The organism is Bhargavaea ginsengi, from assembly GCF_900109165.1.
Taxonomy (GTDB): Bacteria; Bacillota; Bacilli; order Bacillales_A; family Planococcaceae; genus Bhargavaea; species Bhargavaea ginsengi.
Genome location: NZ_FNZF01000008.1, coordinates 19,366 through 45,025 on the forward strand (window position 1 = coordinate 19,366; position 25,660 = coordinate 45,025).

A 25,660-nucleotide genomic window follows, 5' to 3' on the forward strand; every position below is an offset into this window, starting at 1 on the left:
GGTCACAGATTGCCAGTGTAATGAGCTTCAGTGATCCTGATCAGGATCTCCATTCTTCCCATACGGGGACGTTTTGGATTCGACAGGGATGGTCTGAGCTCCGGTTGCGCGTCGGAGGGTCGGCTCCGTATCAACGACATTTAACAACAACTGGCAAAACTAACAACAACCTCGCTTTCGCAGCGTAAGCTGCTGAAACGGTCCTTCGGTTCCATCGCCCATGTGGCATCGCGGGACTCACTTATCAGTGGGCTACGACGTCTGTCCGCCGCCTGAGGACGACGTAAGAGATTTACAGGATAGCGCGCAGGACGCCTGCTGACCGGCAGAATGCCGCGCGAAACTTAATTGATCAGCTACACGCGTAGAAGCCGGAGTGTTGGAGTCTCTGGACGCGGGTTCAAATCCCGCCGTCTCCACCATACATATCAATGGTGGCTACCCATACGAACGATCAAAGCCCCCTCATTTCTGAGGGGGCTTTGTCATGCATAGAGACGGTCAGCGGCTGCAGGAGAATGAACGGATTTCGTTCAGGTCAATTCCGAAATATTCCCATCTCCGCTGTCTCGATCTCCATCGGTAACCGGCAACCGATCGTCGTCCGACAAAGGTCGGAAAGAACCAGAAACGCTGTCCGTTGGTGAGCCGTACATCCGTCACGCGGTTTAGACATCTGCGGATCGCACCGGGGTCAACTGCATACGGCGCGATAGGAGGCTGTCCGGGCGGTCCGGGTCGCCCCGGCCTGCCTGGTTGTCCAGGTCTTCCCGGTCTTCCAGGCTGTCCCGGGAACCCAGGTATCCCCGGGAACCCAGGAATTCCCGGGAATCCCGGTCCGCCGCGTCCTCCATCATCCCACGGCAGCCAATCCATCGGAGACTCCCACATGTCTCCTCCTCCGGGTCTGTTAACCATGATTCCACTCCTTCCGGCAATCTTTCGTATCCTATGCACATGCCCGCATCGGAAACCGGGCTCTTCATACAGAAACAGGGCCACCCCTCATTACGGGATGGCCCTGTTTTCTATGTTAAGGTCGTCGTTTTTTCCATTCGTCTGATTTGGTTAACTTTTGGTGATCGCTCGACATCGCCTTAATCAGTGACACCATCATCAGCATCATGATGACGGAGAACGGCAAGGCAGCGATTATCAGTGAGTTCTGGAGAGCCGTCAGCCCGTTGGCATAAAGCAGGATGACCGCGATGGTTGCCTGCAGAACCCCCCATGTCAGCTTGACCGCATTGGAAGGGGTCAGTGAACCATAGGTCGTCTGCATCCCCAGCACGAATGTGGCCGAGTCGGCAGATGTGATAAAGAAGATGGAGACCAACAAAATGGCGACAATGGACAGAATCCAGAACATCGGCAACTGTTCAAAGACCCCGAAGAGGGTTTCTTCCGTCAGAAGGCCTGTAAGGTCCGTACCGGAATTCTGGACATCAGCTGCCGTTACGCCAAACACTGAGAACCAGAAGAAGCTTACGATTGTAGGAAGGAGCAAGACGCCTGTAAGGAATTCCCTGATTGTCCGGCCCCGTGAAACCCGGGCGATAAAGATGCCGACAAACGGCGACCAGGATATCCACCATGCCCAATAGAAAATGGTCCATCCATCAATCCATTCCCGCGCATCCGAATTAAGCGGTGCGGAACGGAAGCTCATTCGAGGCAGGTTCTGGAGATACGAACCGATCGAATCGGTAAACATATTCAGAATGAGCAGTGTCGGACCCACAGCAAGAACCAGGCCCAGGAGAATCACTGCCAAAACCAAGTTTGTATTGGACAGGATTTTGATGCCTTTGCTGAGTCCCGACCAGGCAGAAATGGAGAACAGGATCGTGACGATGATGATGATGATCGTCTGGACACCAAGGCTGATCGGAATGTCCCACAGATAGGACAGCCCGCCGTTGATCTGGATAGCCCCAAAGCCGAGTGTCGTGGCCACACCGAAAACAGTCGCGAATACAGCCAGAACATCAATCAGCTTGCCAAGCGGCCCGTTCATACGTTCTTCACCGAAAATTGGACGCAATGTGGAAGAAATCAGTCCGGGATAACCTCGACGGAACTGGAAGTAGGCCAGGGCCAATGCGACCACACCATAGACCGCCCATGCATGGATTCCCCAATGGAAGAAAGTGTAGCGCATCGATTCAATAAACGCTTCACGGGTTCCCGGTTCTTCTGTTGCGGGATCAATGGCGTAGTGGGACAGCGGCTCTGCGGCTCCCCAGAAAACAAGTCCGATTCCCATGCCGGCGGAAAACAGCATGGCAAACCAGCTGATAGTGGAAAATTCCGGGCGGTCTTCCGGCTTGCCCAGCCGCATCTTGCCAAGCGGGCTGACAATCATGGCAAGACAGAAAAGTACGATGATGGTGACGATCAGCAGATAGTACCATCCGAATGATGATGTAATGAAAGCAGTCATGGAGCTGGTGACCCGCTCGAAACTCTCCGGAGCAAGGGATCCATATCCGACTGCGAGGATTACAAGTGTTACTGCAATCCAAAAGACGCTGGATACTTTTTTCATCTTATCCCTCCTATATGAATCGTTTTACGATAAGGACACACAGTGACAGACCTTAACGCATTTTTCCGGGGCCTGTCAAGGAAATGGCTGCATGTCGCTCCTGTCCCATTAGCTTGCACCATGGTTAAGAGACGGAAACCAAAAGAATAAAAAACGTTTATGGGAGTGTGCCCTTTTTCTTGTTAGTGCATCGTTTTCCAATACCCTAAATCAGTGTGTTAAAACGATTGTTTCCTTTTGTCAGGTAAATGGATGTCTTATTAATTGGGCAGGAAAAGCCTGCTGTTTTGTGAAAACGCTTTCTTTTTTCGCTAAGATAAAGGTAGAAGGGGTGGAAGCGATGATTACACTGACCGGAAGCGGGCTGACCCTCGGTGATCTGAAACGGATTGTTACCGGCAGTGAACAGGTGACTCTCTGTCCGGAGGCGCTTCAGAACGTAAAGAAAAGCCGTCAGGCGGTGGAACGGATCATATCAGAAGGGCGGACGGTCTACGGCATCAACACGGGATTCGGCAAATTCAGCGATGTAAAGATTTACGCCGATGACACGGAAACACTTCAGCTTCATCTCATTCGTTCCCATGCATGCGGTCTGGGTAAGCCGTTTTCTGAGGAGGTATCCCGGGCGATGGCTGTTCTACGGCTGAATGCGCTCCTGAAAGGACACTCGGGCGTCCGTCCGGTTGTGCTCGAGCGGCTGCGGGATATGGTGAATTTCGGAATCAATGCCGTCATCCCGAGTCAGGGCTCGCTTGGTGCATCAGGCGATCTCGCACCGCTCGCGCATCTGGCGCTTGTTCTCATAGGAGAGGGGGAAGTCTTTCAGGACGGGAAACCCGTGCCGGCAGAACGGGTGTGGAAAAGCAGAGGCATCCGTCCTGTCCGCCTACAGGCAAAAGAGGGCCTTGCTCTGATCAACGGGACACAGGCAATGACGGCCTGCGGCGCACTTGCTTTTCTGGAAGCCGAGCAGCTCGCGATTCAGTCGGAGTGGATTGCGGGGATGACCATCGAAGCACTCAGGGGAATTACGGATGCATTCCATCCGGCGATCCATGAGGCAAGGGGATATCCGGAACAGGCAGCGGTTGCTGAACGGATGAGATACTGGCTGAAGGGCAGCCGGCTCACCACGCGGCAGGGAGAACTGCGGGTACAGGATGCGTATTCGATCCGTTGCATCCCCCAGGTGCACGGTGCGACCTGGCAGGTGTTGGGCTATGTAAGGGAAAAGCTCGAGGTCGAACTCAATGCGGCAACGGACAATCCGCTGATATTTGACGGCGGGGGCACTGTGGTTTCAGGAGGGAATTTTCACGGTCAGCCGATTGCATTTGCAATGGATTTTTTGAAGATCGGTATGTCTGAGCTCGCAAATATCTCTGAGCGGCGGACTGAGCGCCTTGTCAATCCTCAGCTTAATGCAGGACTGCCGCCGTTCCTCAGCCCGGAACCGGGACTCCAGTCGGGTGCGATGATCCTTCAGTATGCGGCGGCCAGTATCGTATCCGAAAATAAGACGCTGGCCCATCCCGCATCTGTAGATTCCATCCCGTCTTCAGCCAACCAGGAAGACCATGTGAGTATGGGCGCGACTGCTGCGAGGCATGCCGCGCGGATTGTCGGTAACGTGCGGCGGGTGCTGGCCGTGGAAGCCTTTTGCGCTTTCCAGGCATGCGCCATCCGCGGGGAGGGAGAGATGGCCCCTGCACTGCGCCGGAAGTGGGACGCTCTGTACGAAATCATCCCCCCACTTAAGGAAGACCGGGTGTTTAGCAGGGACATTGCCAAGTTGGAGCAATGGCTGCTGGAGGAAGCCGGGGGCCGGGGCCTGACTTCCGACACAGAGACCGGTTCTTGAGGTATGATGTAAGGAACGCAATGAGGAAAAGGTGATCGGATGAATACGTTGGAGAAAATCGGTACAGTAAGCAACCAAGAGACGGGGCGGCCGCGGCTATTGCTTATTGACGGGATGGCCGTGCTGTTCAGGGCGTTTTTTGCGACATCGGTGCACGGGAGGTTCATGAGGAATGCGGAAGGGATCCCGACCAATGCGGTTCAGGGGTTTCTCGGCCATGCACTGGCTGCGCAGTCGATGTTCAACCCGACCCACATCGCCGTCTGTTGGGACATGGGGGCCTATACGTTCCGGAATGATCTGTACGAAGGCTATAAGGCGAACCGTCCGGAACCTCCCGAAGAGATGAAGCCGCAGTTTAACATGGGAAGGGAGTCCGCCTATCTGCTCGGCTGGAAAAGTTTCGGCATGAACGGCGTGGAGGCCGATGACCTGATCGGTTCGCTGATCACCCGTTGGAAAGATGAGGCGGATATCATGGTCATCACCGGCGACCGGGATTTGCTGCAGCTGCTCGCACCGGGCGTGCAGATTGCCTTCATGAAAAAAGGGCACACGGTGTTCGATATCTATTCAGACGAGCGCTTCCGTGAGGAGTACGGATTCGAGCCCGGGCAATTCGTGGATCTGAAGGCGTTCATGGGAGATTCCAGTGACGGATACCCCGGGGTAAAGGGCATCGGACCGAAAACCGCGACAGCGCTCATACTTGAACATGGATCGGTGGATGGCGTCCTGCAGCACCTGGACGACCTGAAACCGGCAGTCCGGAAGAAAATAACCGAACAGCAGGATATGCTGCATCTTTCGCGAGAGCTTGCAGAAATCGACTGCCATGTAGTGTTTGATGCCGATCTCGATGAGCTGAATGTACGGAATTACGGTCCGGAAACGGTTCATGCACTTGAAAAAGAAGGCTATACAACCGCAGCCAAGCGGCTTCTGAACCTGTTTCCGGAATCCGGAGTACAGGAAGAGTGGCCGTTCGATTAACGAAGGTGACAGCGAACACGTTGAAAAGGCCGCCGCAGGTTTCTGCGGCGGCCTTTCTGAACTTATTGGACGGGTGTCATCCGGACAAACGTCAGGATCGGCCGGTTCCGGGCATAAGATACACGGCGGATTCGGCTGGGGCGCCCGCGGCCTCCGTTATCATGGACAATCAGGACCGTGTCTCCGCCTTCCTCGGTATACCCGACGATAGGAACCCAATGGTAGGCGAATTCATAGTTGCCGAACCACCGGAAAGAAAACCATTTATCGAATTTCGCCGCAACCGGACGTCCGGCCTTGATTTCTTCTTTGAGTTCCTCAAGCGAACACCGGCTGACGATCCAGCCGCCTCCAAGCATTTTTGAGGCACCCTTGATAAATCGTCCTGCGGACAGGCCAAGGCGGGTACCGCCGAAGGAGCGGTACAGTTCAGAAACAGAGATTGGGCAGGCTCCCAGCAGATGGCCGATCATCGTGTACGCCGTCACCGGTCCGCATGCAGAGTTCCGTTGCGCCGGATCTATATCCGGATCATATTGCGACTTTCCCCTGAACGATTCGATCAGTGCCATGTCCATCCCTCCGCCGGAAATGATTTGCACCGATTATACCTCAACAGCGTGCATACAAAAAAGGAAGGCTCATTGCCTTCCTTAGGGGTCATGCATGGTAGCTGTCGAGGAACGTGGTCACCTGGTCGGGTGTTTTGGCGCTTGCGCTGTGAAGATGGGCCTTTTTCTCTCCATCCTTGAATACGAGAAGGCTTGGGATACCCATCACTTCATATTTGTCCGCGATTTCCGGAAGCGCGTCGCGGTCTACCTCGTACCAGGTGAACTGGCTGTACTTTTCTTCGATCGGCCCGATAAACATGTCCATCCGCCGGCAGTCCGGGCACCAGCTTGCATCAAATTTGATCAGAGACTGTTCCGGGTTTGTGATGACTTCGTTGAACTGTTCTGCTGTCGTGATTTTTTTCATCTCTATCCCTCCCATACGGCTAGTGTACACTTTTCCGGCTGGTCAGGGATAGCATCATGTTTCAGACAACAGGAGGCGGCGCCTCCCCGGATTTCTGGATTGCTTTATCAAAGTCCTCCCGTTTTGCTGGTTGGGGAGAGAGCCAGCCATGCCTGGTGACCAGATCCCGGAGGTTGCGGCGATTCTTGTCTGAACTCTGTTTAAAACTGGCGAGCAGGGATGCCAGCTTGGTGCTGAACGCATGATTATCCGCGTCCTGATAAGATCGGCACAGCGATTCTTCCATACTAAGCAAAAGAATCGCCATTTCACGGTCGTTTAGGGATCCATCATTTTTGTCTTGCTGTTTTTTGTCCTGCTGGCTTTCGTCTTGGGGTTTTGATGTCTCTTCAGTTTTGTCTTTTCCCTCGCCTGGGTTGTCCGTCATTCTGCCTGCTCCCTCTCTTTCTTCAGAAATTCAAGAATGTCACTGGCCTGTTTGACATGGTCCTTCTGGATACTGCCGAATTCTTTTTTCAGGTCAGGAAGCTTGGTTGATGCGGCGGCTGCCCCGTACATTTTGGCGCATAATTTGTTGACTTCCATAATTTTTGAAAGGTCTTCAATATTTCTGGCTGTTACAGTATCCGATTTGAACAGCTCGGGGCCGGGAGCCGATTCATTCGCGTTTTTGATTGCGGGTTTGGAGAAGATGCCCATGGCTGATCCTCCTCTTTACATGATTTAAACATAGGATGCCCTCCAACAAGCAAATAATGAGCAGAAATTCATTTTTTTCAATTGGTATGTTGCGCATTGTGATGAAATATTCTAAACTATGGATAAAGCACTTGCCTATTTTTTTGGCAATGAAATGAATGAGCATTCATTCAAACTAGGAGGAGGCAATCACGTGGCTCACCAAATCAACAAAGCAGCCGTCATCGGCTCAGGAGTGATGGGCTCCGGCATAGCGGCCCATCTTGCAAACATTGGCATTCCCGTCCTGCTGCTGGATATCGTGCCAAACAAACTGACAGCCGAGGAAGAAGCAAAAGGCCTTACGCTTGAAGACAAAAGAGTCCGCAACCGGCTGACGGACCAGGCCATCAAAAACATGAAAAAGCAGAAACCGGCGCCGCTCGCATCCAAAGAAAGTCTTTCGCTCATTTCAACAGGGAACCTTGAGGACGATCTGGAAAAGCTGAAGGATGCAGACTGGATCATCGAAGTTGTCGTTGAAAATCTGGAGATAAAGAAAGCGCTTTACGAAAAGATCGAAGGGGTTCGATCTGAGCATGCCATCGTCTCTTCGAACACTTCCGGCATCAGCATCGAGGCAATGGCCGAAGGGCGCTCGGAAGGATTCCGCAAGCATTTCCTCGGTACTCACTTCTTTAACCCGCCACGATATCTGAAGCTGCTGGAAGTCATCCCGACGAAGGGGACCTCGCAGGAAGTACTGGACTTCATGGTCCGCTTCGGAGAAAACCGGCTAGGCAAGGGCGTCGTCATTGCGAAGGATACACCAAACTTCATCGGCAACAGGATCGGGACTTACGGACTTCTCGTGACTCTCCGTGAAATGACGGAGCGTGGATACTCGGTCGGGGAAGTGGACTCTGTCACGGGCACACTGATCGGCCGTCCGAAATCTGCAACGTTCCGTACGCTCGACGTGGTCGGGCTGGATACATTTGTCCATGTCGCGAAAAACGTGTTCGACCAGACGGAAGGCGAGGAGCAGGAAGTGTTCCGCACGCCGGATTTCCTCGTGAAGATGGTGGAAAACGGCTGGCTCGGCGCAAAATCAAAACAGGGCTTCTATTTGAAGGAAGGCAAAGAAATCAGTGAAATCGACCCTGCTACACTTGAGTACTCGCCGCAGAAGAAATTGAAAGCGCCTTCCATCGAAGCGGCGAAGCAGCAGAAGGGCGATGGCAGGCTGAAGACACTGGTCTACGCGAATGACCGGGCAGGGGAACTGCTCTGGAACATCCTGGCTCCGACACTCATCTATTCGGCGGAGAAAGTCGGGGAGATCGCGGATGATATCACATCGATCGATAATGCCATGAAGTGGGGCTTCGGCTGGAGGCAGGGCCCGTTTGAACTGTGGGATGCGATCGGAGTAGAAAAATCCGTCAAACAAATGAAGGAAGAAGGCCGGAACATTCCGGCGTTTGTACAGAAGCTGTTGGATTCCGGCAACAGTTCCTTCTATAAAACGGAAGATGACACGATCAAGTACTTTGACGGTGAAGGCTATACACCGGTCCAGATGAACGAAAAAGAGATTGATCTGAAAAAGTGGAAAGCGAAGCACGGGGTTATCAAGAAGAACACTGGCGCAAGCCTGATCGACCTCGGTGATGGCATCGCTCTGCTGGAGTTTACCTCCCAGGCGAACTCACTCGGTCCGGACGTCATCAAGATGCTTCTCGATTCCTTGAATGAAGTGGAAAGCAGCGATCAATACAAGGGGCTTGTCATCGCCAACCAGGGCAAAAACTTCTCGGTCGGGGCGAATCTCGGCATGATCCTCATGGAAGCACAGGACGACAACATCTTCGAGCTGGACTTCATGATCAAGTCCTTCCAGGACGCCATGATGAAGGTCCGCTATTCGAAAAAGCCGGTTGTTGTCGCACCACATGGCATGTCACTTGGCGGCGGTGCGGAAATCACGCTTCCTGCTGCGCACATCCAGGCAACTATGGAAACGTATATCGGGCTGGTGGAAACTGGAGTCGGCCTGATCCCGGGCGGGGGAGGAAACATCAGCCTCTACCGAAAACATCTCGAAGGAATGCCGAACGGAGTCAAGGCAGACTACGTCGATATCGCGGCGAAAGTTTTCGAGACGATTGCGATGGCGAAAGTTTCGACATCCGGACAGGAGGCGCGGGAGAACAATTTCCTCGGCAAGTCGGATGGCGTCAGCGCCAACCGCGACCATCAGATTTATGACGCGAAACAGGCAGCGCTTGCACTTCATGAAGCGGGCTACACGCCTCCTGCAAAGCGCACGATTCCGGTAGCCGGGGAGCCGGGCTATGCCGCGATGATGGTCGGTGCTGAAGGGATGCATCTGTCCGGCTATATCAGCGACCATGATCTCAAGATTGCAAAGAAACTCGCTTTCGTCCTGTCAGGCGGAAAAGTGCCGTATGGTACGGAAGTCGATGAACAATACATGCTCAACCTGGAGAGGGAGGCGTTCCTGCAGCTGGTCGCGGAACCAAAATCCCAGCAGCGGATGCAGCACATGCTCGTAAAAGGCAAGCCGCTCCGCAACTGAGCGGAGGACAGACAGAGGAGGATGAACCATGCGTGAAGCAGTGATTGTGGCCGGTGCCAGGACGCCGGTCGGAAAAGCAAAGAAAGGATCCCTCGCTACGGTCCGCCCGGATGACTTCGGGGCGGTTGCGGTAAAGGAAACCCTCAGGCGCGCAGGAGGCTATGACGGGCCGATCGATGATTTTATCGTCGGATGCGCGATGCCGGAAGCGGAACAGGGCATGAACGTCGCCCGGCTGATTGGAGGGCTGGCTGGCCTTCCGGACACTGTGCCTGCAGTGACCGTGAACCGTTTCTGTTCATCGGGCCTGCAAACAATCGCCAACGGGGCGCACCAGATCATGCTCGGCCATGCGGATACGATCCTCGCGGGAGGCACAGAGTCGATGAGCATGGTTCCGATGATGGGCAATACGATCCGTCCGAACGCGACACTGGCGGAAACGGCGCCTGAGTACTATATGGGCATGGGCCATACTGCCGAGCAGGTCGCGATGAAATACGGTGTGAGCCGGGAAGATCAGGATGCATTTGCGGTCCGTTCGCACGAACGCGCCGCCGCGGCAATCCGCGATGGCAAGTTCAAGGACGAAATCGTGCCGGTCGAAGTGATCCGGCGCACAGTCGGGCCGGATGGCAAACTGAAGGAAGAGACCTTCATCTTCGATATGGACGAAGGCGTACGGGAAGGCACGAACATGGAAACCCTCGGCAAGCTGCGTCCGGCGTTCAATGTGAAAGGATCGGTCACTGCGGGCAATGCTTCCCAGACCTCGGACGGAGCGGGGATGGTCCTGATCATGGACCGTGAAAAGGCGGAAGCGGAAGGGCTGAAACCGATCGCCAAGTTCCGGTCGTTTGCGGTCGGAGGTGTTCCGCCCGAAGTGATGGGCATCGGTCCGATCGAAGCTGTGCCGAAAGCGCTGAAACTCGCGGGACTGTCCATTGAAGACATCAACCTTTGGGAGCTCAACGAGGCTTTTGCTTCGCAGTCGCTTCAGGTCATGCGGCACCTTGGCCTGAATGAAGAGATCGTCAACGTCAACGGCGGGGCCATCGCTCTCGGCCACCCGCTCGGGGCGACAGGCGCCATCCTGACGCTCAAGCTCATGAACGAGCTTAAGCGCCGCAACGAACAGTTCGGTGTCGTCACGATGTGCATCGGCGGAGGCATGGGAGCCGCCGGCGTATTCGAGATGTTGTAAGTAAGTGCGGAGGGCGGCTGCCCAGGCCCGACAGGCATTTAATTCAAAAGTGGGAAAACCCCACTCTCATAAAACAAAAAACAAGGAGGAAACGAATATGGCTGAAACTAAAGGCAAGGTGCTCGTCAAAGGCGGCGCATTCCTCATTGAGGACATCGACGCGGATCAGGTGTTCACTCCGGAGGACTTCACGGAAGAGCACAAAATGATCGCCAAGACGACGGAAGAGTATGTTAAGAACGAAGTTCTCCCGGTCATCGACAAGCTTGAAAACCATGAATTTGAAAACTCCGTGCGGCTTCTGAAATCTGCAGGTGAGCTCGGTCTTCTGGGAGCGGACATTCCTGAGGCATACGACGGGTTTGGCCTCGACAAGATTTCTTCGGCCCTCATCACAGAAAAAATGTCCGTCGCGGGCGGCTTCTCCATCACTCACGGGGCGCATGTCGGCATCGGAACACTTCCGATTGTCCTCTTCGGTAACGAAGAACAAAAACAGAAGTACCTTCCGCCTTCCGTCACCGCGGAGAAAATCTTCGCTTATGCGCTGACAGAGCCGGGTTCCGGTTCGGACGCCCTAGGTGCGCGTACAACTGCAAAGCTGAACGAAGCGGGCACTCATTACATCCTGAACGGTGAAAAGCAGTGGATCACGAATTCCGGCTTCGCTGATGTCTTTGTCGTATATGCCAAGATCGACAGCGAGCATTTCACCGCGTTCATCGTCGAGAAAGATTATCCGGGTGTATCCGTCGGGGCAGAAGAAAAGAAGATGGGGATCAAGTCTTCCTCCACACGAACACTTATCCTCGAGGATGCGGAAGTGCCGGTCGAAAACCTGCTCGGCGAAAAAGGGCGCGGCCACGTGATCGCATTCAACATTCTCAACATCGGACGCTACAAGCTCGGTGTCGGCGGCGTGGGCGGCTCCAAGCGGGCACTTGAACTGGCCATCAAATACACGAATGAGCGCCAGCAGTTCAAGCGCAGCATTGCCTCCTTTAACCTCACGAAAGAAAAGATCGCGACGCTTGCTTCCGAACTGTATGCGACCGAGAGTCTCATCTACCGCACGGTCGGCTACTTTGACGACCGCATGGGACAGATGAGTGAAGAAGAGCAGAAAGACGGCCGCAAAATCGCAGAGGCCATCGCTGAATACGCCATCGAATGCTCGATCAACAAAGTCGTCGGTTCCGAAACACTCGACCATGTCGTTGACGAAGCGGTCCAGCTCCACGGCGGCTACGGCTATATGCAGGAATATGAAGTCGAGCGTGCGTACCGGGATTCCCGCATCAACCGGATCTTCGAGGGGACGAATGAAATCAACCGCCTTCTTGTGCCGGGCACTTTCCTCAAGAAAGCGATGAAGGGTGAACTGCCGCTTCTCCAGAAAGCCCAGTCCCTTCAGGAAGAGCTGCTCATGATGATGCCGGAAGAGCCGGGCGACGAAGCACTCGCGCAAGAGAAAATCCTCGTGAAGAATGCGAAGAAAATCGGCCTTCTCGCGGCAGGCATGGCTGCACAGCGCTTTGGCACGAAGCTTGAAGACGAGCAGGAAGTCCTCGTCAACATTGCCAACATCGCAAACGATATCTTCGCGATGGAATCCGCGCTGCTCCGCTCCGAAAAAGCGGTCCGCCGAGATGGTGAGGAGAAATCCCGCCAGAAGGTCCTTTACACAGAAGTCTTCTGCCAGGAAGCGATGCAGCGCATCGAACAGGAAGCGAAGGAAGTTCTTATCGCTTCCGTTGAAGGCGACAACCAGCGCATGATGCTGTCCGCTCTTCGCAAACTCACCCGCTACACGCCGAAGAACCTTATTCCTCTGAAGCGTGAAGCGGCAGACAAGCTGAACGAAGCCCTTAAATACACAGTCTGAACCGGTTATTCTTACAAGCCCGGCCTGCATCAAGCAGAACGGGCTTGCTTTTTGTTATACTTGTCCCATGAGCAGAAGCAGGGAGGCAAGGGAATGGCGATCACATATTATGGATATCCGAAGTGCACCACCTGCCGGAAGGCAAAAAAGTGGCTGGATGAGCATGGGGTGGACTATGATGAAATCGATATCAAGGACGCGCCACCGTCCGAAAAACAGCTCCGGGAAATTATTGCTGCAAGCGGCCTCGAGCTAAAGAAATTCTTTAACACAAGCGGGAAAGTCTATCGGGAAGGCGGTCTCAAAGACCGCCTTCCCGGGATGTCTGAGGATGAGCAGATCAGTCTTCTCGCCTCTGACGGGATGCTGATCAAGCGTCCGATCGTCTTTGACGGTGAAAAAGCGACCGTCGGATTCCGGGAAGCGGATTTTGAATCCGTATGGAATTAAGCGACTATTGAGTTTCCTGCCGCTGTATGGCAAACTGAGATGGATGGATAACTAATTCCTGGAGGGGTCAGAATGAGCACACCAACAGAACTTCGCTACTCTGAAGAACACGAATGGGTCAAGACTGAAGACGGCAAGGCCCGGATCGGTATCACACATTTTGCGCAAGCTGAACTCGGCGATATCGTATTCGTCGAACTGCCTGAAGTTGGCGACGAAATCAAGGCGGACGAGCCTTTCGGAAGCGTTGAGTCGGTCAAGACGGTATCCGAACTGTATGCACCGATCAGCGGCACTGTCGTTGAAGTGAACGAAGATCTCGAGGATAGCCCTGAGTTCGTCAACGAATCGCCTTACGAAAAGGCGTGGATGGTCGTTGTTGAACCGTCTGATTCTTCGGAAATCGATAAGCTTATGTCTGCTGAACAATACGATCAAATGACGCAGGGCTGACCTGCATGCAGGAAACGCCGGCATCTTCCGGCGTTTTTTGCATCTTCTAATAGAGAAGGACCCCGTCCGGAGCCGAAGCCTTAACCGGATGAGTCCTGAATCACACGGTGTGCTCGTGGAGGGATCAGGATGAACGACAAAGTAATTATCGTCGAAGGCAGCTCAGACAGGAAACGGATTTCCCGGCTACTGGATGAACCGGTGGATATTATCTGCACGAACGGAACGGCAAGCCCGACCAGGATCGAAGAACTTCTCGAACCGTACGAAGGTGCGGATATCTACGCGTTTTTCGATGCCGACCGTTCCGGTGAAAAGTTGCGGGCGCTACTCAGGAGAGAGTATCCGGAAGCCCGGCATTTGTATACGGACCGCGTATACCGGGAGGTGGCGACAACGCCGCTCCGTGTGCTCGCGGAAGAGCTCCTGTCGGCAAACATCGAAATCAAGACCGAATTTCTGCTGTAAAGGATGAGCATGTTTGGAAGAATGGAATCTGCAACAATTTGAAGAAGCATCGAAAAGCCCGGCCACGGCCGCTTTTTACCTCTATACACCGCTTTGCGGGACGTGCCAGGTGGCGTCGAGGATGATGGAGGTCGTGGAAAAACTCCTTCCGGAAGTCAAACTGGGCAAGGCCGACCTCAACTATCATGAAGAAGTTGCCGCCAAGTATGTTGTGGAGAGCGTTCCGTGCCTTCTGGTTGCAAAAGAGGGCAGGGAAGTGGAGAAGATATATGCTTTCCAGTCGGTCCCATATCTCTATGAAAAATTAAGTTGACGCCAATCAGGTGCTATGATATAGTTTCATCCATCAGTCATCCTACAGACGGATGAACATAAACGAATACGGAAACTCTTATTGAGAGCGGCGGAGGGAAGTGCCCGATGAAGCCCGGCAACCGTCACGGAAACGTGAAATGGTGCCAAATCACTCAAAGCGCAAGCGCTTTGGCAGATGAGAGGAAATGCGCCGGACCTGAGACGGAACGGCTGCGCGACCTGTCTGCCTGCCCGCAGACAGGTCTTTTTTATTACAGAGGTGACCAAATGATTAAGTTAGAACAGATAACCAAACAGTTCCGGCTTTCCAACCGGACACTCACCGCGGTCGATGCGGTGGATCTTGAAATCCGTGAAGGGGAGATATTCGGCATCATCGGCTACAGCGGTGCAGGTAAAAGCACACTGATCCGTATGCTGAATGGCCTTGAAAAGCCGACGAGCGGCAACGTGACTGTAAACGGCATGAAAATGTCCTCGGTCTCCGGGGCGGATCTGAGGAAGGCCCGCCAGAAGGTGAGTATGATTTTTCAGCACTTCAATCTGCTATGGTCCCGCACGGTTGCGGAGAACATTGCGTTCCCTCTTGAAATTGCAGGGGTGAAAAAAGCGGACCGGGAGCCTAAAGTACGAGAGCTGATCCGGCTTGTCGGCCTGGAGGGTAGAGAGGACGCCTATCCGTCCGAACTCTCAGGCGGTCAGAAACAGCGTGTCGGGATCGCCCGCGCGCTGGCCAATGATCCGGATGTACTTCTATGCGACGAAGCCACCTCCGCTCTCGACCCGGAGACCACCGATTCAATCCTGGATCTTCTTACCGATATCAATAAGCGGTTGAACCTGACGATTGTGCTGATTACTCATGAAATGCACGTCATCCGGAAAATCTGTCACCGGGTGGCTGTCATGGAAGCAGGCCAGGTGGTCGAGATGGGGAATGTGCTCCAGGTCTTCCGCTCGCCGCAGCAGCCGATCACCAAGCGGTTTGTCTCACAGGTCACGGAGTCACCTGATGTAAAGCAGGCGATCGGGCAGCTGATCAAGGAAAACCCGGACGGCACATTGATCCGTCTGGGCTTTGTCGGCGAACGTACGGGAGAGCCCGTACTTGCCCGGCTCATCCGTACATTCAACATCGATGTCAACATTCTGCAGGCCAACGTCTCGCAGACGCATGGCGGAACTTTCGGGTCCATCATCCTGAATCTGGCCGGCGATGAATCAGCGGTTGCGGAGGCAGTGGAATTCCTCCACTCGGAAGGCGTGGAAACAGAGGTGATCGAACGTGATTGAACAACTGTTTCCAAACGTTGACTGGGACAAGATGTGGGAAGCTACGCTTGAGACCCTGTACATGACAGCAGTTGCTACACTGTTCACTTTCCTGATCGGGCTCGTGCTCGGCATCCTGCTTTTCCTGACAGGGCCTAAAGGAATCTACCAGAACCGGCTGTCCAACCTGATCACAGCGGCATTCGTCAACATCTTCCGGTCGATTCCATTTATTATCCTGATCATTTTGCTGATTCCGCTGACGAAGTTTCTGCTCGGCTCGATCCGCGGCCCGAACGCGGCCCTGCCGGCACTGATCATCGGTTCCGCGCCGTTTTACGGACGGATGGTCCAGATCGCGCTTGCGGAGATCGACAAAGGGGTCATTGAGGCCGCGCGCTCCATGGGGGCGACCACGTGGACCATCATCCGGAAAGTGCTTCTTCCGGAATCGATGCCGGCGCTGATCTCCGGCATCACTGTGACGGCAATTGCGCTTGTCGGATATACGGCGATGGCAGGAATCATCGGTGCAGGCGGCCTGGGCAACCTGGCTTATCTGGACGGATTTCAGAGAAGCCGGACCGACGTGACGATTGTCGCCACGATCCTGATCCTGGTCATTGTTTTTGCCATCCAGTGGATCGGGGACATTCTGGTCAAGCGGACGGACAAACGCTAAAATTCATTTTAAAACCAATCACAAAACCCAAGGGGGAAACAATCATGAAGAAATTTGTAGCAGGACTATTTTTGGCGACTGGAACACTCGCTCTGGCAGCATGTGGTGCAGGCGGAGACGACACGTCTTCAGGAACATCCGAAGGCGGGGAAAGCGGCGGGGAGCCGAAGGAACTCGTTGTTGGCGCATCCAACGTTCCGCATGCTCTCATCCTGGAAGAGGCAAAACCGCTTCTCGAGGAAAAGGGTATCGAGCTTAAAATCGAAACCTACCAGGACTATGTTCTCCCGAACGAGGACCTTGAATCTGAAGAAATTGATGCGAACTACTTCCAGCACATCCCTTATCTTGAAACCCAGATGGCCGACCACGGCTATGACTTCGTGAATGCAGGCGGCATCCATATCGAACCGATCGGCATCTATTCCAAGAAGTACGATTCCCTCGAGGATCTGCCGGATGGCGCAACAATTCTCATGAGCAACTCGGTCGCTGACCATGGCCGGATCCTTTCCATGCTGGAAAGCCAGGGCCTCATCAAGCTTGATGAGGGAGTCGACAAGACTGCGGCAGAGGTCAAAGATATCGTAGAAAATCCGAAAAACCTCGAGTTCGACGCAGATTATGAAGCATCCTTCCTGCCTCAGCTCTACAATCAGGATGAAGGGGATGCGCTCCTTATCAACTCCAACTATGCGATTGACGCCGGGCTCAACCCGCTGGAAGATGCAATCGCACTCGAGGACTCCGAATCTCCTTACGTCAACGTGATCGCTGTCCGCAGCGGTGACGAAGAAAATGAAGAGATCCAGGCACTTGTCGAAGTGCTCCGCTCCAAGGAAATTCAGGACTTCATCGTTGAAGAATGGGGCGGCTCGGTCGTACCTGTTGACGGAGAATAATTGAATTGGACAAAATAGGCCGCCGCGCCGGGATTTAAAACATATCCCGGCGCGGCGGCTTTTTTAGTGCTTAGGAAATTATAAATTGTCACTCTGTGGATAACAGCTATTCAGGCGGCATTCACGGCCAGCTTCAGCGCCCAGCAACTGGCAAACTTCACCCTTCTCGATTGCGATAAGTCAACATCGGTTCGTTCCTCACCGTGTTTCTTTTACCTCATTGTAAAGGGCTCCAGTTTGTACGCTGCTGAAAGGGCGCTTGCGCTTTTGTTCTGCCTGCCTGTCTTTTCCTGTTGTAACCGCTAACAAGAAAATGTATTCTGAATAAGTGACCAAGCCTTCTAACGGCTGGGGGAATGTGATAAAGTGGTCACATAAAAAAACAAGTGTCTTTTTAGGGGGAACACTCATCATGAAGAAAATCGGTCTGCTCGGCCGGATCGTCATCGCCATTGCGCTGGCGGTCGGCATCGGCGCGATCCTCACACAGATCCCGGAAAAGTATGGGCTCTGGTTCGTGGAGCTCGGCGCGACATTTAATATGCTGTTCGGCGGATTTCTAAGCTTCGTCGTTCCGCTCATCATCATCGGCTTTATTGCACCCGGCATTGCCAAGCTCGGCAAAGGTTCCGCGAAGATGCTGGGTCTCTCGACCGGACTGGCCTATGCTTCCACGATCATTGCGGGTATCCTGGCGTTTTTCGTGGCATCCAACGTTCTTCCTGGATTGATCGGCGCTCCTTCTGTTGATGGAATCAGCGACCCGTCGGAAGCACTGGCTTCGGCGTTCTTTGAGCTTGAGATCGTGCCGATCATGGGCGTGCTCACTTCTCTCATCTTTGCGTTTCTGATGGGAATCGGGATGGCTGCGACCGGAAGCAAGACATTGATCAGCGTGTTTGAGGAATTCCAGAATCTGATCGAGAAGACGATCAGCAGTGTCATCATCCCGCTGCTGCCGTTCCATATCTTTGGCGTCTTCCTCAATATGACTTACGCCGGACAGGTAGCAAGTGTCCTTTCGGTTTTCGCAATGGTGTTCGTTCTGATCATCGCCATGCACTTGTTCATGCTTCTGCTCCAGTACACGGCGGCAGGGGCGCTCACACAGCGCAATCCGTTCCGCCTCTTGAAAACGATGGCACCTGCTTACTTTACGGCGCTCGGCACGCAGTCTTCCGCGGCGACCATTCCGGTCACCGTCCGTCAGGCCCGCAAAACCGGAGCGTCGGACAAGGTTGTTGACTTCACGGTACCACTGTTCGCCAATATCCATCTGTCGGGCAGTACGATCACGCTGACAACCTGTGCGATCGGTGTCATGCTCATGAATGGTACGCCCGTCACAATTGGCCCGATGATGCAATTCATCGCCGTTCTCGGCGTGACCATGATCGCAGCACCCGGCGTTCCGGGCGGAGCTGTCATGGCGGCGCTAGGCCTTTTGTCCTCAATGCTTGGCTTCACAGAGCCGATGATTGCTCTGATGATCGCTCTCTATATGGCACAGGACAGCTTTGGTACGGCGACGAACGTAACTGGGGACGGAGCGCTTGCCATCATCACAGACCGTTTTGCAAACTCGGAAGAGGCCGCTTCTTCACCTGCAGCGGCAGGAACGAAAACAGTCTGATTTTCCCTGTTTTGAAGTGTGGAGATGGGGTACACTAGAAGGGAAATCAAACCGGCATTAGCCGGCATTATCGAAAGGAATGGTTCATTATCGACCCCACGAGGCTCGAGTATACGGACAGGATGGCACAAAGTTTTCGGAGTACACACGGCATCGGCTATGAGGATTACCGCATGAATCCGAAGCTTCAGCTGGAAGTGGAAAAGCAGCGGGAGCGGGAATACGCCCTCAGCCAATCTTTCGGCAGCAGGCCGGAAACGGGTGGCCATCACCAGACAATGACCGAATAATAATGAACCCGTATTAAAGGACCGCCGCTTTAAGCGCCGGTCCTTTTGTCAATCTGATTACCATTCTCAATGGCAGGCGATAATTGAAAATGACTTTCACTGAAGGCCAAAGTTGCCTGGAATCCTTTAAATAACAGGATTTTCGCGATTCCAGGACCAACTTATGTGTCTCGTCTAAATGATTTGCAAGCATCCCCAGTTTCAGTTAAGATTAGAATGATGATAAATAAGGATGGCATTGCCGTCCATACTGGAGGTATTCGGATGTCTACTCTCGAAATCAAAGGTCTGCACGTCGAAATTGAAGGCAAGGAAATTCTGAAAGGCGTCGACCTGACTATTAATACAAATGAAATCCATGCTGTCATGGGACCGAACGGGACAGGGAAGTCCACGCTCGCTTCGGCTATCATGGGGCATCCAAAATACGAAGTCACTGCCGGAACAGTCACACTGGACGGCGAAGACGTACTTGAAATGGAAGTCGACGAACGCGCCCAGGCGGGTCTCTTCCTCGCAATGCAATACCCAAGTGAAATCTCCGGCGTGACAAATGCCGACTTCCTCCGCTCCGCGATCAATGCACAGCGCGAAGAAGGAGACGAAATCTCGCTTATGAAGTTCATCCGTGAACTCGATAGCAAGATGGATACACTCGAAATGGATCAGGATATGGCACAGCGCTACCTGAACGAAGGCTTCTCCGGCGGTGAGAAAAAGCGCAACGAAATCCTTCAGCTCATGATGCTAAAACCTAAATTCGCCATCCTCGACGAGATCGACTCCGGCCTCGACATCGATGCGCTGAAAGTCGTTTCCAAAGGCGTCAACGAAATGCGCGGCGAGAACTTCGGATGCCTGATCATCACGCACTACCAGCGTCTCCTCAACTACATCACGCCTGACCACGTCCATGTCATGATGCAGGGCCGCGTCGTCAAATCCGGCGGACCTGAACTGGCTCATAAGCTTGAGGCACAGGGCTATGACTGGATCAAGGAAGAGCTTGGCATCGAAGATGAAACAATCGGACAAGAAGCATAACGGAAGGGGACAAACGAAATGACGGTTGAAACGAAATTGACATTGACCGGCGAGGATGTGCGTTCCTATTCGGAGTCGAACCGTGAACCGGAATGGCTCGCGGCCAAGCGTTCCGAGGCATATGCACTTGCCGAAACACTCCAGCTGCCGAAGCCGGACAAGACGAAGATCCAAAACTGGAACTTCACCGACTTCCCGGTGCACGCAGTGAAGGACGAGCAGCTTACCGGCCTTGCGGAGCTTCCGCAGGACGCCAGGGCGCTCATCGATATCGAAGGACAGAAAAATATCTATGTCCAGCGGAACAATACGCCTGCTTACGTGAAGCTCTCGGACGAGCTCAGCGAACAGGGAGTCATCCTTACTGATATTTTCACGGCAGCGCGGGAGCATTCCGAACTGCTCCAGAAATATTTCATGAGCGACGCGGTCAAGGTCGACGAGCACAAGCTCACTGCCCTTCATGCCGCATTCATGAACGGCGGCGCCTTCGTCTATGTTCCAAAGGGCGTCGAAGTAAAGGATCCGGTACAGGTCCTCTTCCTTCATGACAGCGAAGATGTCTCCCTCTTCAACCACGTGATCGTCGTGGCTGAGGACAACAGCTCAGTCACCTACGTGGAAAACTATCTGTCGCTCACAAGCGAGTCAAAAGGGCAGGCAAACATCATCTCCGAAGTATTCGCGAACGACGGTGCAACTGTCACTTACGGAGCGGTCGACGTTCTTTCGGCAGGATTCACGTCCTACATCAACCGCCGCGGTGTAACTGGCCGCAATGCCAAGATCGAATGGGCTCTCGGCCTGATGAATGATTGCGACACCATCTACGAAAACGTAACCCATCTGGTGGGCGACGGCTCGAACAGCAATTCCAAATCGGTCCTCGTCGGACGCGGCAGCCAAAAGCAGAACGTCACAGCGAAGATCGTACACTGGGGCCAGGACACCGACGGATTCATCCTCCAACACGGTGTCATGAAAGAAGAAGCGTCCACCATCTTCAACGGTATCGGCAAGATCGAGCACGGTGCAACCCGCTCCAACGCAGTTCAGGAGTCCCGTGTCCTCATGCTGAGTGAAAAAGCGCGCGGCGATGCCAACCCGATTCTTCTGATCGATGAAGATGATGTTACGGCAGGCCACGCCGCTTCCGTAGGCCGTGTGGACCCGCTCCAGCTTTATTACCTTATGAGCCGCGGTATCTCTCAGGCAGAGGCCGAACGTCTGATCGTCCATGGTTTCCTGGCGCCGGTCGTCTCCCAGCTCCCGATCGAGGGCGTCAAGAAGCAACTGTCGGAGGTCATTGAAAGGAAAGTGCGCTGATGCTCACAAAAGACATGAAAAGCCGCTTCCCGATCCTCGGCCAGGAAGTGAACGGCCACCCGCTGGTCTATCTTGACAGCGCGGCCACGTCACAAAAGCCGGATGTCGTGATCGAAGCGATCAAACGCTATTACGAAAACGATAATTCCAACGTGCACCGGGGCGTCCATACTCTTGGCAACCGGGCAACGGATGAATACGAAGGAGCACGCCAGAAGGTAGCGGACTTCATCAACGCTTCGTCCGTCCAGGAAGTGATTTTCACCCGCGGCACGACGACCTCGATCAACACGGTCGCCCAAAGTTACGGCCGGGCGAATTTATCGGAAGGGGACGAAATCGTCATTACGATGATGGAGCACCATTCCAACATCATTCCATGGCAGCAGCTGGCCAAGGAAACAGGTGCGACGCTGAAATACATCGACCTGGAAGATGACGGAACACTCTCTCTCGATAAAGTTGAAGAGACAATCACCGGCAAAACAAAGATCGTCTCGGTCATGTACGTATCAAACGTGCTTGGCACAAAGAACCCGATCAAGGAAATAGCGGAAATCGCCCACCGGAACGGTGCGGTCATGGTGGTGGACGGCGCACAGGCCGCGCCTCACCTGAAAGTCGACGTGCAGGATCTCGACTGCGACTTCTTCGCATTCTCCGGACACAAGATGTGCGGGCCGACTGGCATCGGTGTCCTGTACGGCAAGAAGGCCCTTCTTGAAGACATGGAGCCGGTTGAATTTGGCGGCGAAATGATCGACTTTGTCGGCCTGTACGAATCGACATGGAAAGAGCTTCCGTGGAAATTCGAGGGTGGCACCCCGATCATCGCAGGCGCCATCGGACTGGGAGCGGCAATTGACTTCCTCCAGGAAATCGGACTTGAAAATATCGACAAGCATGAAAAGCATCTCGCAGCCTATGCCATGGAGAAGATGTCGGAAATCGACGGTCTGACCATCTACGGTCCTGCCGATCCCGACCTCCGTGCCGGCATCGTGACTTTCAATCTCGACGGAGTGCATCCGCATGACGTCGCGACGGTTCTTGATATGAACGGGATCGCCGTGCGTGCCGGCCATCACTGCGCCCAGCCGCTCATGAAGCGGCTCGGTGCGACCGCGACGGCGCGGGCAAGCTTCTACGTATACAATACGGAAGCGGATGTCGACCGCCTCGCAGATGGGCTCCGCATAGCAAAGGAGTATTTCTCTGATGTCATCTCTTAATCTTGACCAGCTGTACAGGCGGGTCATCATGGACCACTATAAGAATCCACGCAACAAAGGGGAACTCACTGACGGAGGCCTCACCATCGACATGAACAATCCGACGTGCGGTGACCGGATCCACCTGACGCTTCAGGTGGAGGACGGCATCGTGCAGGATGCGAAGTTCGACGGCGAAGGATGCTCGATCTCGATGGCATCCGCGTCGATGATGACGCAGGCGGTCAAAGGAAAATCCGTCGAAGATGCAGTCAGGCTGTCCAAAGCCTTTTCCGACATGATGCTCGGCAAAGAACTGGACGATAGCCTGGACCTCGGGGACATCGAGGCGCTTTCCGGCGTCTCCCAATTCCCGGCCCGCATCAAGTGTGCAACCTTGGCATGGAAGGCAATGGAAAAAGGCGTCGACAGCGATGCCAATCCAAAATGAACGGAGGAACAATAATGGCTAAAAAAATGCCGGAAATCGGCGATTATAAATACGGCTTCCACGACAAAGACGTATCGGTTTTCCGTTCGAAGCGCGGCCTGACCAAAGAAATCGTCGAAGAAATCTCCAGGATGAAAGAAGAGCCCCAATGGATGCTCGACTACCGCCTGAAGGCTCTCGACATCTTCTATAAAAAGCCGATGCCGATGTGGGGAGGCGATCTCAGCGAACTGAACTTTGACGAGATCACTTACTACGTCAAGCCGTCTGAAGCGACTGAGCGCTCGTGGGATGAAGTCCCTGAAGAGATCAAGCGCACCTTCGACAAGCTGGGCATTCCGGAAGCGGAACAAAAGTACCTCGCGGGTGTTTCCGCGCAGTACGAGTCCGAAGTCGTCTACCACAACATGAAGGAAGACCTCGAGGACATGGGCATCGTCTTCAAGGACACCGACTCGGCGCTCCGCGAAAACGAAGATATCTTCAAAAAGTACTGGGCAACGGTCATCCCGGCTGCGGACAACAAGTTCGCCGCGCTGAACTCCGCGGTCTGGTCGGGCGGTTCGTTCATCTATGTCCCGCCGGGCGTAAAGGTGGATACTCCACTCCAGGCTTACTTCCGCATCAACTCCGAGAACATGGGGCAGTTTGAGCGTACGCTGATCATCGTGGATGAAGGCGCAAGCGTTCACTATGTAGAGGGCTGCACAGCGCCTGTCTACACGACCAACTCGCTTCACTCGGCGGTTGTTGAAATCATCATCAAGAAGGATGCTTATTGCCGTTATACGACCATCCAGAACTGGGCGAACAACGTCTACAACCTCGTGACAAAGCGCGCGGTTGCAGAAGAAAACGCGACAATGGAATGGATCGACGGCAACATCGGCTCCAAGCTGACGATGAAATATCCGGCTGTCCTCCTCAAGGGCGAAGGCGCACGCGGCATGACGCTGTCCATCGCACTTGCAGGCAAAGGCCAGCACCAGGATGCGGGTGCGAAGATGATGCACCTTGCACCGAACACGTCCTCGACGATCGTCTCCAAGTCGATTTCGAAACAGGGCGGCAAGGTTTCGTACCGCGGAATCGTGCACTTCGGCCGCAAAGCACACGGTGCGCGTGCCAACATCGAGTGTGATACGCTCATCATGGACAACCAGTCCACATCCGACACGATCCCGTACAACGAGATCCTGAACGACAACATCTCCCTCGAACACGAAGCCAAAGTCTCGAAGGTATCCGAAGAGCAGCTCTTCTACCTCATGAGCCGCGGCATCTCCGAGGAAGAAGCTACTGAAATGATCGTCATGGGCTTCATCGAGCCATTCACGAAAGAACTTCCGATGGAATACGCGGTCGAAATGAACCGCCTCATCAAGTTCGAAATGGAAGGCTCGATCGGTTAATATGAATCATCTGTATCCCGTCACATTTGTGGCGGGATTTTTTCATGTATGGATTTAAATGATCTGTTGAGTGGTAGAGATTGGGGAAGGAGTGAGACCATGAACATACCAAGCATCACACTCAAAGACGCACTGTCCATCCCGGTAATGGGATACGGGACGGTGTTCCTAAAGGGAAGGGAAGCAGTCGATTCATTCAGGCACGCTATCGACAACGGTTACAGGATGCTCGATTCTGCCTATAACTATGAAAATGAAGGAACGCTTGGCGAAGCGATCCGGCAGGCTACTGTCGGTCGTGATGAACTGATTGTCACCTCCAAGCTTCCCGGCCGTTATCATGAATACAGCGAGGCCCTGAAAGCCATCGAGGAATCCCTCTACCGTGCGCGGTTGGATCACTTCGACCTATATCTGATCCACTGGCCGAACCCGAAGGAAGGCAAGTATGTGGAAGCCTGGCAGGCATTGATCGAGGCGAAAAAACGCGGCCTCGTCCGGTCAATCGGTGTCAGCAACTTCCTGCCGGAACATATTGAACGATTGGAGAAGGAAACGGGAGAGCTGCCGGTAATCAACCAGATCGAGCTGCATCCGTTCTTTAACCAGGAGGAACAGCGGAAATGGCATGATGAGCGGGGAATTGTCACGGAGTCCTGGAGCCCGCTGTTCCGCGGACGCGGAGTCCTGAGCGAGCCTGTCATTATGGACTTGGCGGACAAGTATGGAAAAACACCGGCACAGATTGTGCTGAGATGGCATTATCAGCACGGCGCAGTTTCGATTCCTCGTTCCGCCCATCCGGACAGGCAGCGTGAAAACTTGGCGATTTTCGATTATAAACTGTCTGAAAAGGACATGGAAAAGATCGATTCCCTCAGCCGCCCGGATGGCCGCATCGACGACCAGGATCCGGCGGTTTATCAGGAATTCTGATCGGCCTTCCTATGTGCAAGATGATTCAATCCTTGAGTGTATTAAAAGAGGGACAGTGAT

The 25,660-nt window shown here is 53.8% G+C and carries 25 protein-coding genes, 1 other RNA gene and 1 riboswitch; of the genes, 20 read left to right on the forward strand and 6 right to left on the reverse strand.

Annotated features, from left to right (window positions below; all coding sequences use genetic code 11):
- The first annotated feature begins 64 nt into the window (after positions 1–64).
- Positions 65–422: a transfer-messenger RNA gene (gene ssrA, locus BMX91_RS14505) on the forward strand.
- A gap of 246 nt (positions 423–668) precedes the next feature.
- Here ssrA and BMX91_RS16025 read toward each other — a convergent pair.
- Positions 669–857, reverse strand: coding sequence for a hypothetical protein (locus tag BMX91_RS16025; RefSeq protein WP_218143884.1), 189 nt, complete (start codon positions 855–857; stop codon positions 669–671).
- 176 nt (positions 858–1,033) lie between these two features.
- Positions 1,034–2,548 carry a glycine betaine uptake BCCT transporter gene (locus BMX91_RS14515; RefSeq protein ID WP_092055807.1) on the reverse strand — a complete coding sequence of 505 codons (1,515 nt, stop codon included), beginning with the start codon at positions 2,546–2,548 and terminating at the stop codon, positions 1,034–1,036.
- Between the two features lie 340 nt (positions 2,549–2,888).
- Here BMX91_RS14515 and hutH point away from each other — a divergent pair, with 340 nt between their 5' ends.
- Together hutH and BMX91_RS14525 are read left to right on the forward strand one after the other, a co-directional pair.
- On the forward strand, positions 2,889–4,412 hold the full coding sequence (gene hutH / locus BMX91_RS14520; protein WP_092055810.1) for a histidine ammonia-lyase: 1,524 nt from the start codon (positions 2,889–2,891) through the stop codon (positions 4,410–4,412).
- Positions 4,413–4,451: 39 nt separating this feature from the next.
- Positions 4,452–5,405 (forward strand): 5'-3' exonuclease, encoded by a 954-nt coding sequence (locus BMX91_RS14525; RefSeq protein ID WP_092055812.1) that lies wholly within the window; start codon positions 4,452–4,454, stop codon positions 5,403–5,405.
- A 62-nt stretch (positions 5,406–5,467) separates the two neighbouring features.
- Here the strand turns inward: BMX91_RS14525 and BMX91_RS14530 are convergent, their stop codons facing one another.
- From BMX91_RS14530 to BMX91_RS14545, 4 genes are all read right to left on the reverse strand, one after another.
- Complete coding sequence (locus tag BMX91_RS14530) at positions 5,468–5,977, reverse strand: C39 family peptidase (protein WP_092055814.1); 510 nt, start codon at positions 5,975–5,977, stop codon at positions 5,468–5,470.
- A gap of 88 nt (positions 5,978–6,065) precedes the next feature.
- Positions 6,066–6,386: a thioredoxin family protein gene (locus tag BMX91_RS14535; protein WP_092055816.1), complete on the reverse strand. Its 321-nt coding sequence runs from the start codon at positions 6,384–6,386 to the stop codon at positions 6,066–6,068.
- A gap of 61 nt (positions 6,387–6,447) precedes the next feature.
- Positions 6,448–6,813, reverse strand: a complete 366-nt coding sequence (locus tag BMX91_RS14540) for a hypothetical protein (RefSeq protein WP_092055817.1) — start codon at positions 6,811–6,813, stop codon at positions 6,448–6,450.
- Positions 6,810–7,085: a hypothetical protein gene (locus BMX91_RS14545; protein ID WP_092055819.1), complete on the reverse strand. Its 276-nt coding sequence runs from the start codon at positions 7,083–7,085 to the stop codon at positions 6,810–6,812. The genes BMX91_RS14540 and BMX91_RS14545 overlap by 4 nt, the downstream gene beginning before the upstream one ends.
- Positions 7,086–7,278: 193 nt before the next feature.
- Here BMX91_RS14545 and BMX91_RS14550 point away from each other — a divergent pair, with 193 nt between their 5' ends.
- The 17 genes from BMX91_RS14550 to BMX91_RS14630 all read left to right on the forward strand — a co-directional run bounded on the left by BMX91_RS14550 (position 7,279) and on the right by BMX91_RS14630 (position 25,600).
- A complete protein-coding gene (locus tag BMX91_RS14550; RefSeq protein ID WP_092055822.1) occupies positions 7,279–9,666 on the forward strand; it encodes a 3-hydroxyacyl-CoA dehydrogenase/enoyl-CoA hydratase family protein in 2,388 nt (795 codons plus the stop codon).
- Positions 9,667–9,694: 28 nt separating this feature from the next.
- Positions 9,695–10,870, forward strand: coding sequence for an acetyl-CoA C-acetyltransferase (locus BMX91_RS14555; RefSeq protein ID WP_092055824.1), 1,176 nt, complete (start codon positions 9,695–9,697; stop codon positions 10,868–10,870).
- A gap of 97 nt (positions 10,871–10,967) precedes the next feature.
- Entirely contained in the window at positions 10,968–12,755 is a 1,788-nt protein-coding gene (locus tag BMX91_RS14560; RefSeq protein ID WP_092055826.1) for an acyl-CoA dehydrogenase family protein, read from the forward strand.
- Between the two features lie 93 nt (positions 12,756–12,848).
- Positions 12,849–13,205, forward strand: a complete 357-nt coding sequence (locus BMX91_RS14565; RefSeq protein WP_092055828.1) for an arsenate reductase family protein — start codon at positions 12,849–12,851, stop codon at positions 13,203–13,205.
- A gap of 72 nt (positions 13,206–13,277) precedes the next feature.
- A complete protein-coding gene (gene gcvH / locus BMX91_RS14570; protein ID WP_063183712.1) occupies positions 13,278–13,658 on the forward strand; it encodes a glycine cleavage system protein GcvH in 381 nt (126 codons plus the stop codon).
- A gap of 129 nt (positions 13,659–13,787) precedes the next feature.
- Entirely contained in the window at positions 13,788–14,126 is a 339-nt protein-coding gene (locus tag BMX91_RS14575; RefSeq protein WP_092055830.1) for a toprim domain-containing protein, read from the forward strand.
- 13 nt (positions 14,127–14,139) lie between these two features.
- Positions 14,140–14,439, forward strand: coding sequence for a thioredoxin family protein (locus BMX91_RS14580; RefSeq protein ID WP_092055832.1), 300 nt, complete (start codon positions 14,140–14,142; stop codon positions 14,437–14,439).
- Positions 14,440–14,514: 75 nt separating this feature from the next.
- Positions 14,515–14,623, forward strand: a riboswitch (SAM riboswitch).
- An 85-nt stretch (positions 14,624–14,708) separates the two neighbouring features.
- Entirely contained in the window at positions 14,709–15,734 is a 1,026-nt protein-coding gene (locus BMX91_RS14585; RefSeq protein WP_092055834.1) for a methionine ABC transporter ATP-binding protein, read from the forward strand.
- Positions 15,727–16,395: a methionine ABC transporter permease gene (locus BMX91_RS14590; protein ID WP_092055836.1), complete on the forward strand. Its 669-nt coding sequence runs from the start codon at positions 15,727–15,729 to the stop codon at positions 16,393–16,395. Before BMX91_RS14585 ends, BMX91_RS14590 begins: the two co-directional genes overlap by 8 nt.
- A gap of 44 nt (positions 16,396–16,439) precedes the next feature.
- Complete coding sequence (locus BMX91_RS14595) at positions 16,440–17,297, forward strand: MetQ/NlpA family ABC transporter substrate-binding protein (RefSeq protein ID WP_092055838.1); 858 nt, start codon at positions 16,440–16,442, stop codon at positions 17,295–17,297.
- A 412-nt stretch (positions 17,298–17,709) separates the two neighbouring features.
- Positions 17,710–18,930: a dicarboxylate/amino acid:cation symporter gene (locus tag BMX91_RS14600; RefSeq protein WP_092055840.1), complete on the forward strand. Its 1,221-nt coding sequence runs from the start codon at positions 17,710–17,712 to the stop codon at positions 18,928–18,930.
- A gap of 554 nt (positions 18,931–19,484) precedes the next feature.
- A complete protein-coding gene (gene sufC / locus BMX91_RS14605; protein WP_092055842.1) occupies positions 19,485–20,264 on the forward strand; it encodes a Fe-S cluster assembly ATPase SufC in 780 nt (259 codons plus the stop codon).
- Between the two features lie 18 nt (positions 20,265–20,282).
- A complete protein-coding gene (sufD, locus tag BMX91_RS14610; protein WP_092055845.1) occupies positions 20,283–21,590 on the forward strand; it encodes a Fe-S cluster assembly protein SufD in 1,308 nt (435 codons plus the stop codon).
- Positions 21,590–22,822: a cysteine desulfurase gene (locus BMX91_RS14615; RefSeq protein WP_092055847.1), complete on the forward strand. Its 1,233-nt coding sequence runs from the start codon at positions 21,590–21,592 to the stop codon at positions 22,820–22,822. The genes sufD and BMX91_RS14615 overlap by 1 nt, the downstream gene beginning before the upstream one ends.
- A complete protein-coding gene (gene sufU / locus BMX91_RS14620; RefSeq protein WP_092055849.1) occupies positions 22,809–23,252 on the forward strand; it encodes a Fe-S cluster assembly sulfur transfer protein SufU in 444 nt (147 codons plus the stop codon). The genes BMX91_RS14615 and sufU overlap by 14 nt, the downstream gene beginning before the upstream one ends.
- Before the next feature lie 14 nt (positions 23,253–23,266).
- On the forward strand, positions 23,267–24,664 hold the full coding sequence (gene sufB / locus BMX91_RS14625) for a Fe-S cluster assembly protein SufB (protein WP_092055851.1): 1,398 nt from the start codon (positions 23,267–23,269) through the stop codon (positions 24,662–24,664).
- 99 nt (positions 24,665–24,763) lie between these two features.
- Positions 24,764–25,600, forward strand: a complete 837-nt coding sequence (locus BMX91_RS14630) for an aldo/keto reductase (protein ID WP_092055855.1) — start codon at positions 24,764–24,766, stop codon at positions 25,598–25,600.
- Positions 25,601–25,660 lie beyond the last annotated feature (60 nt).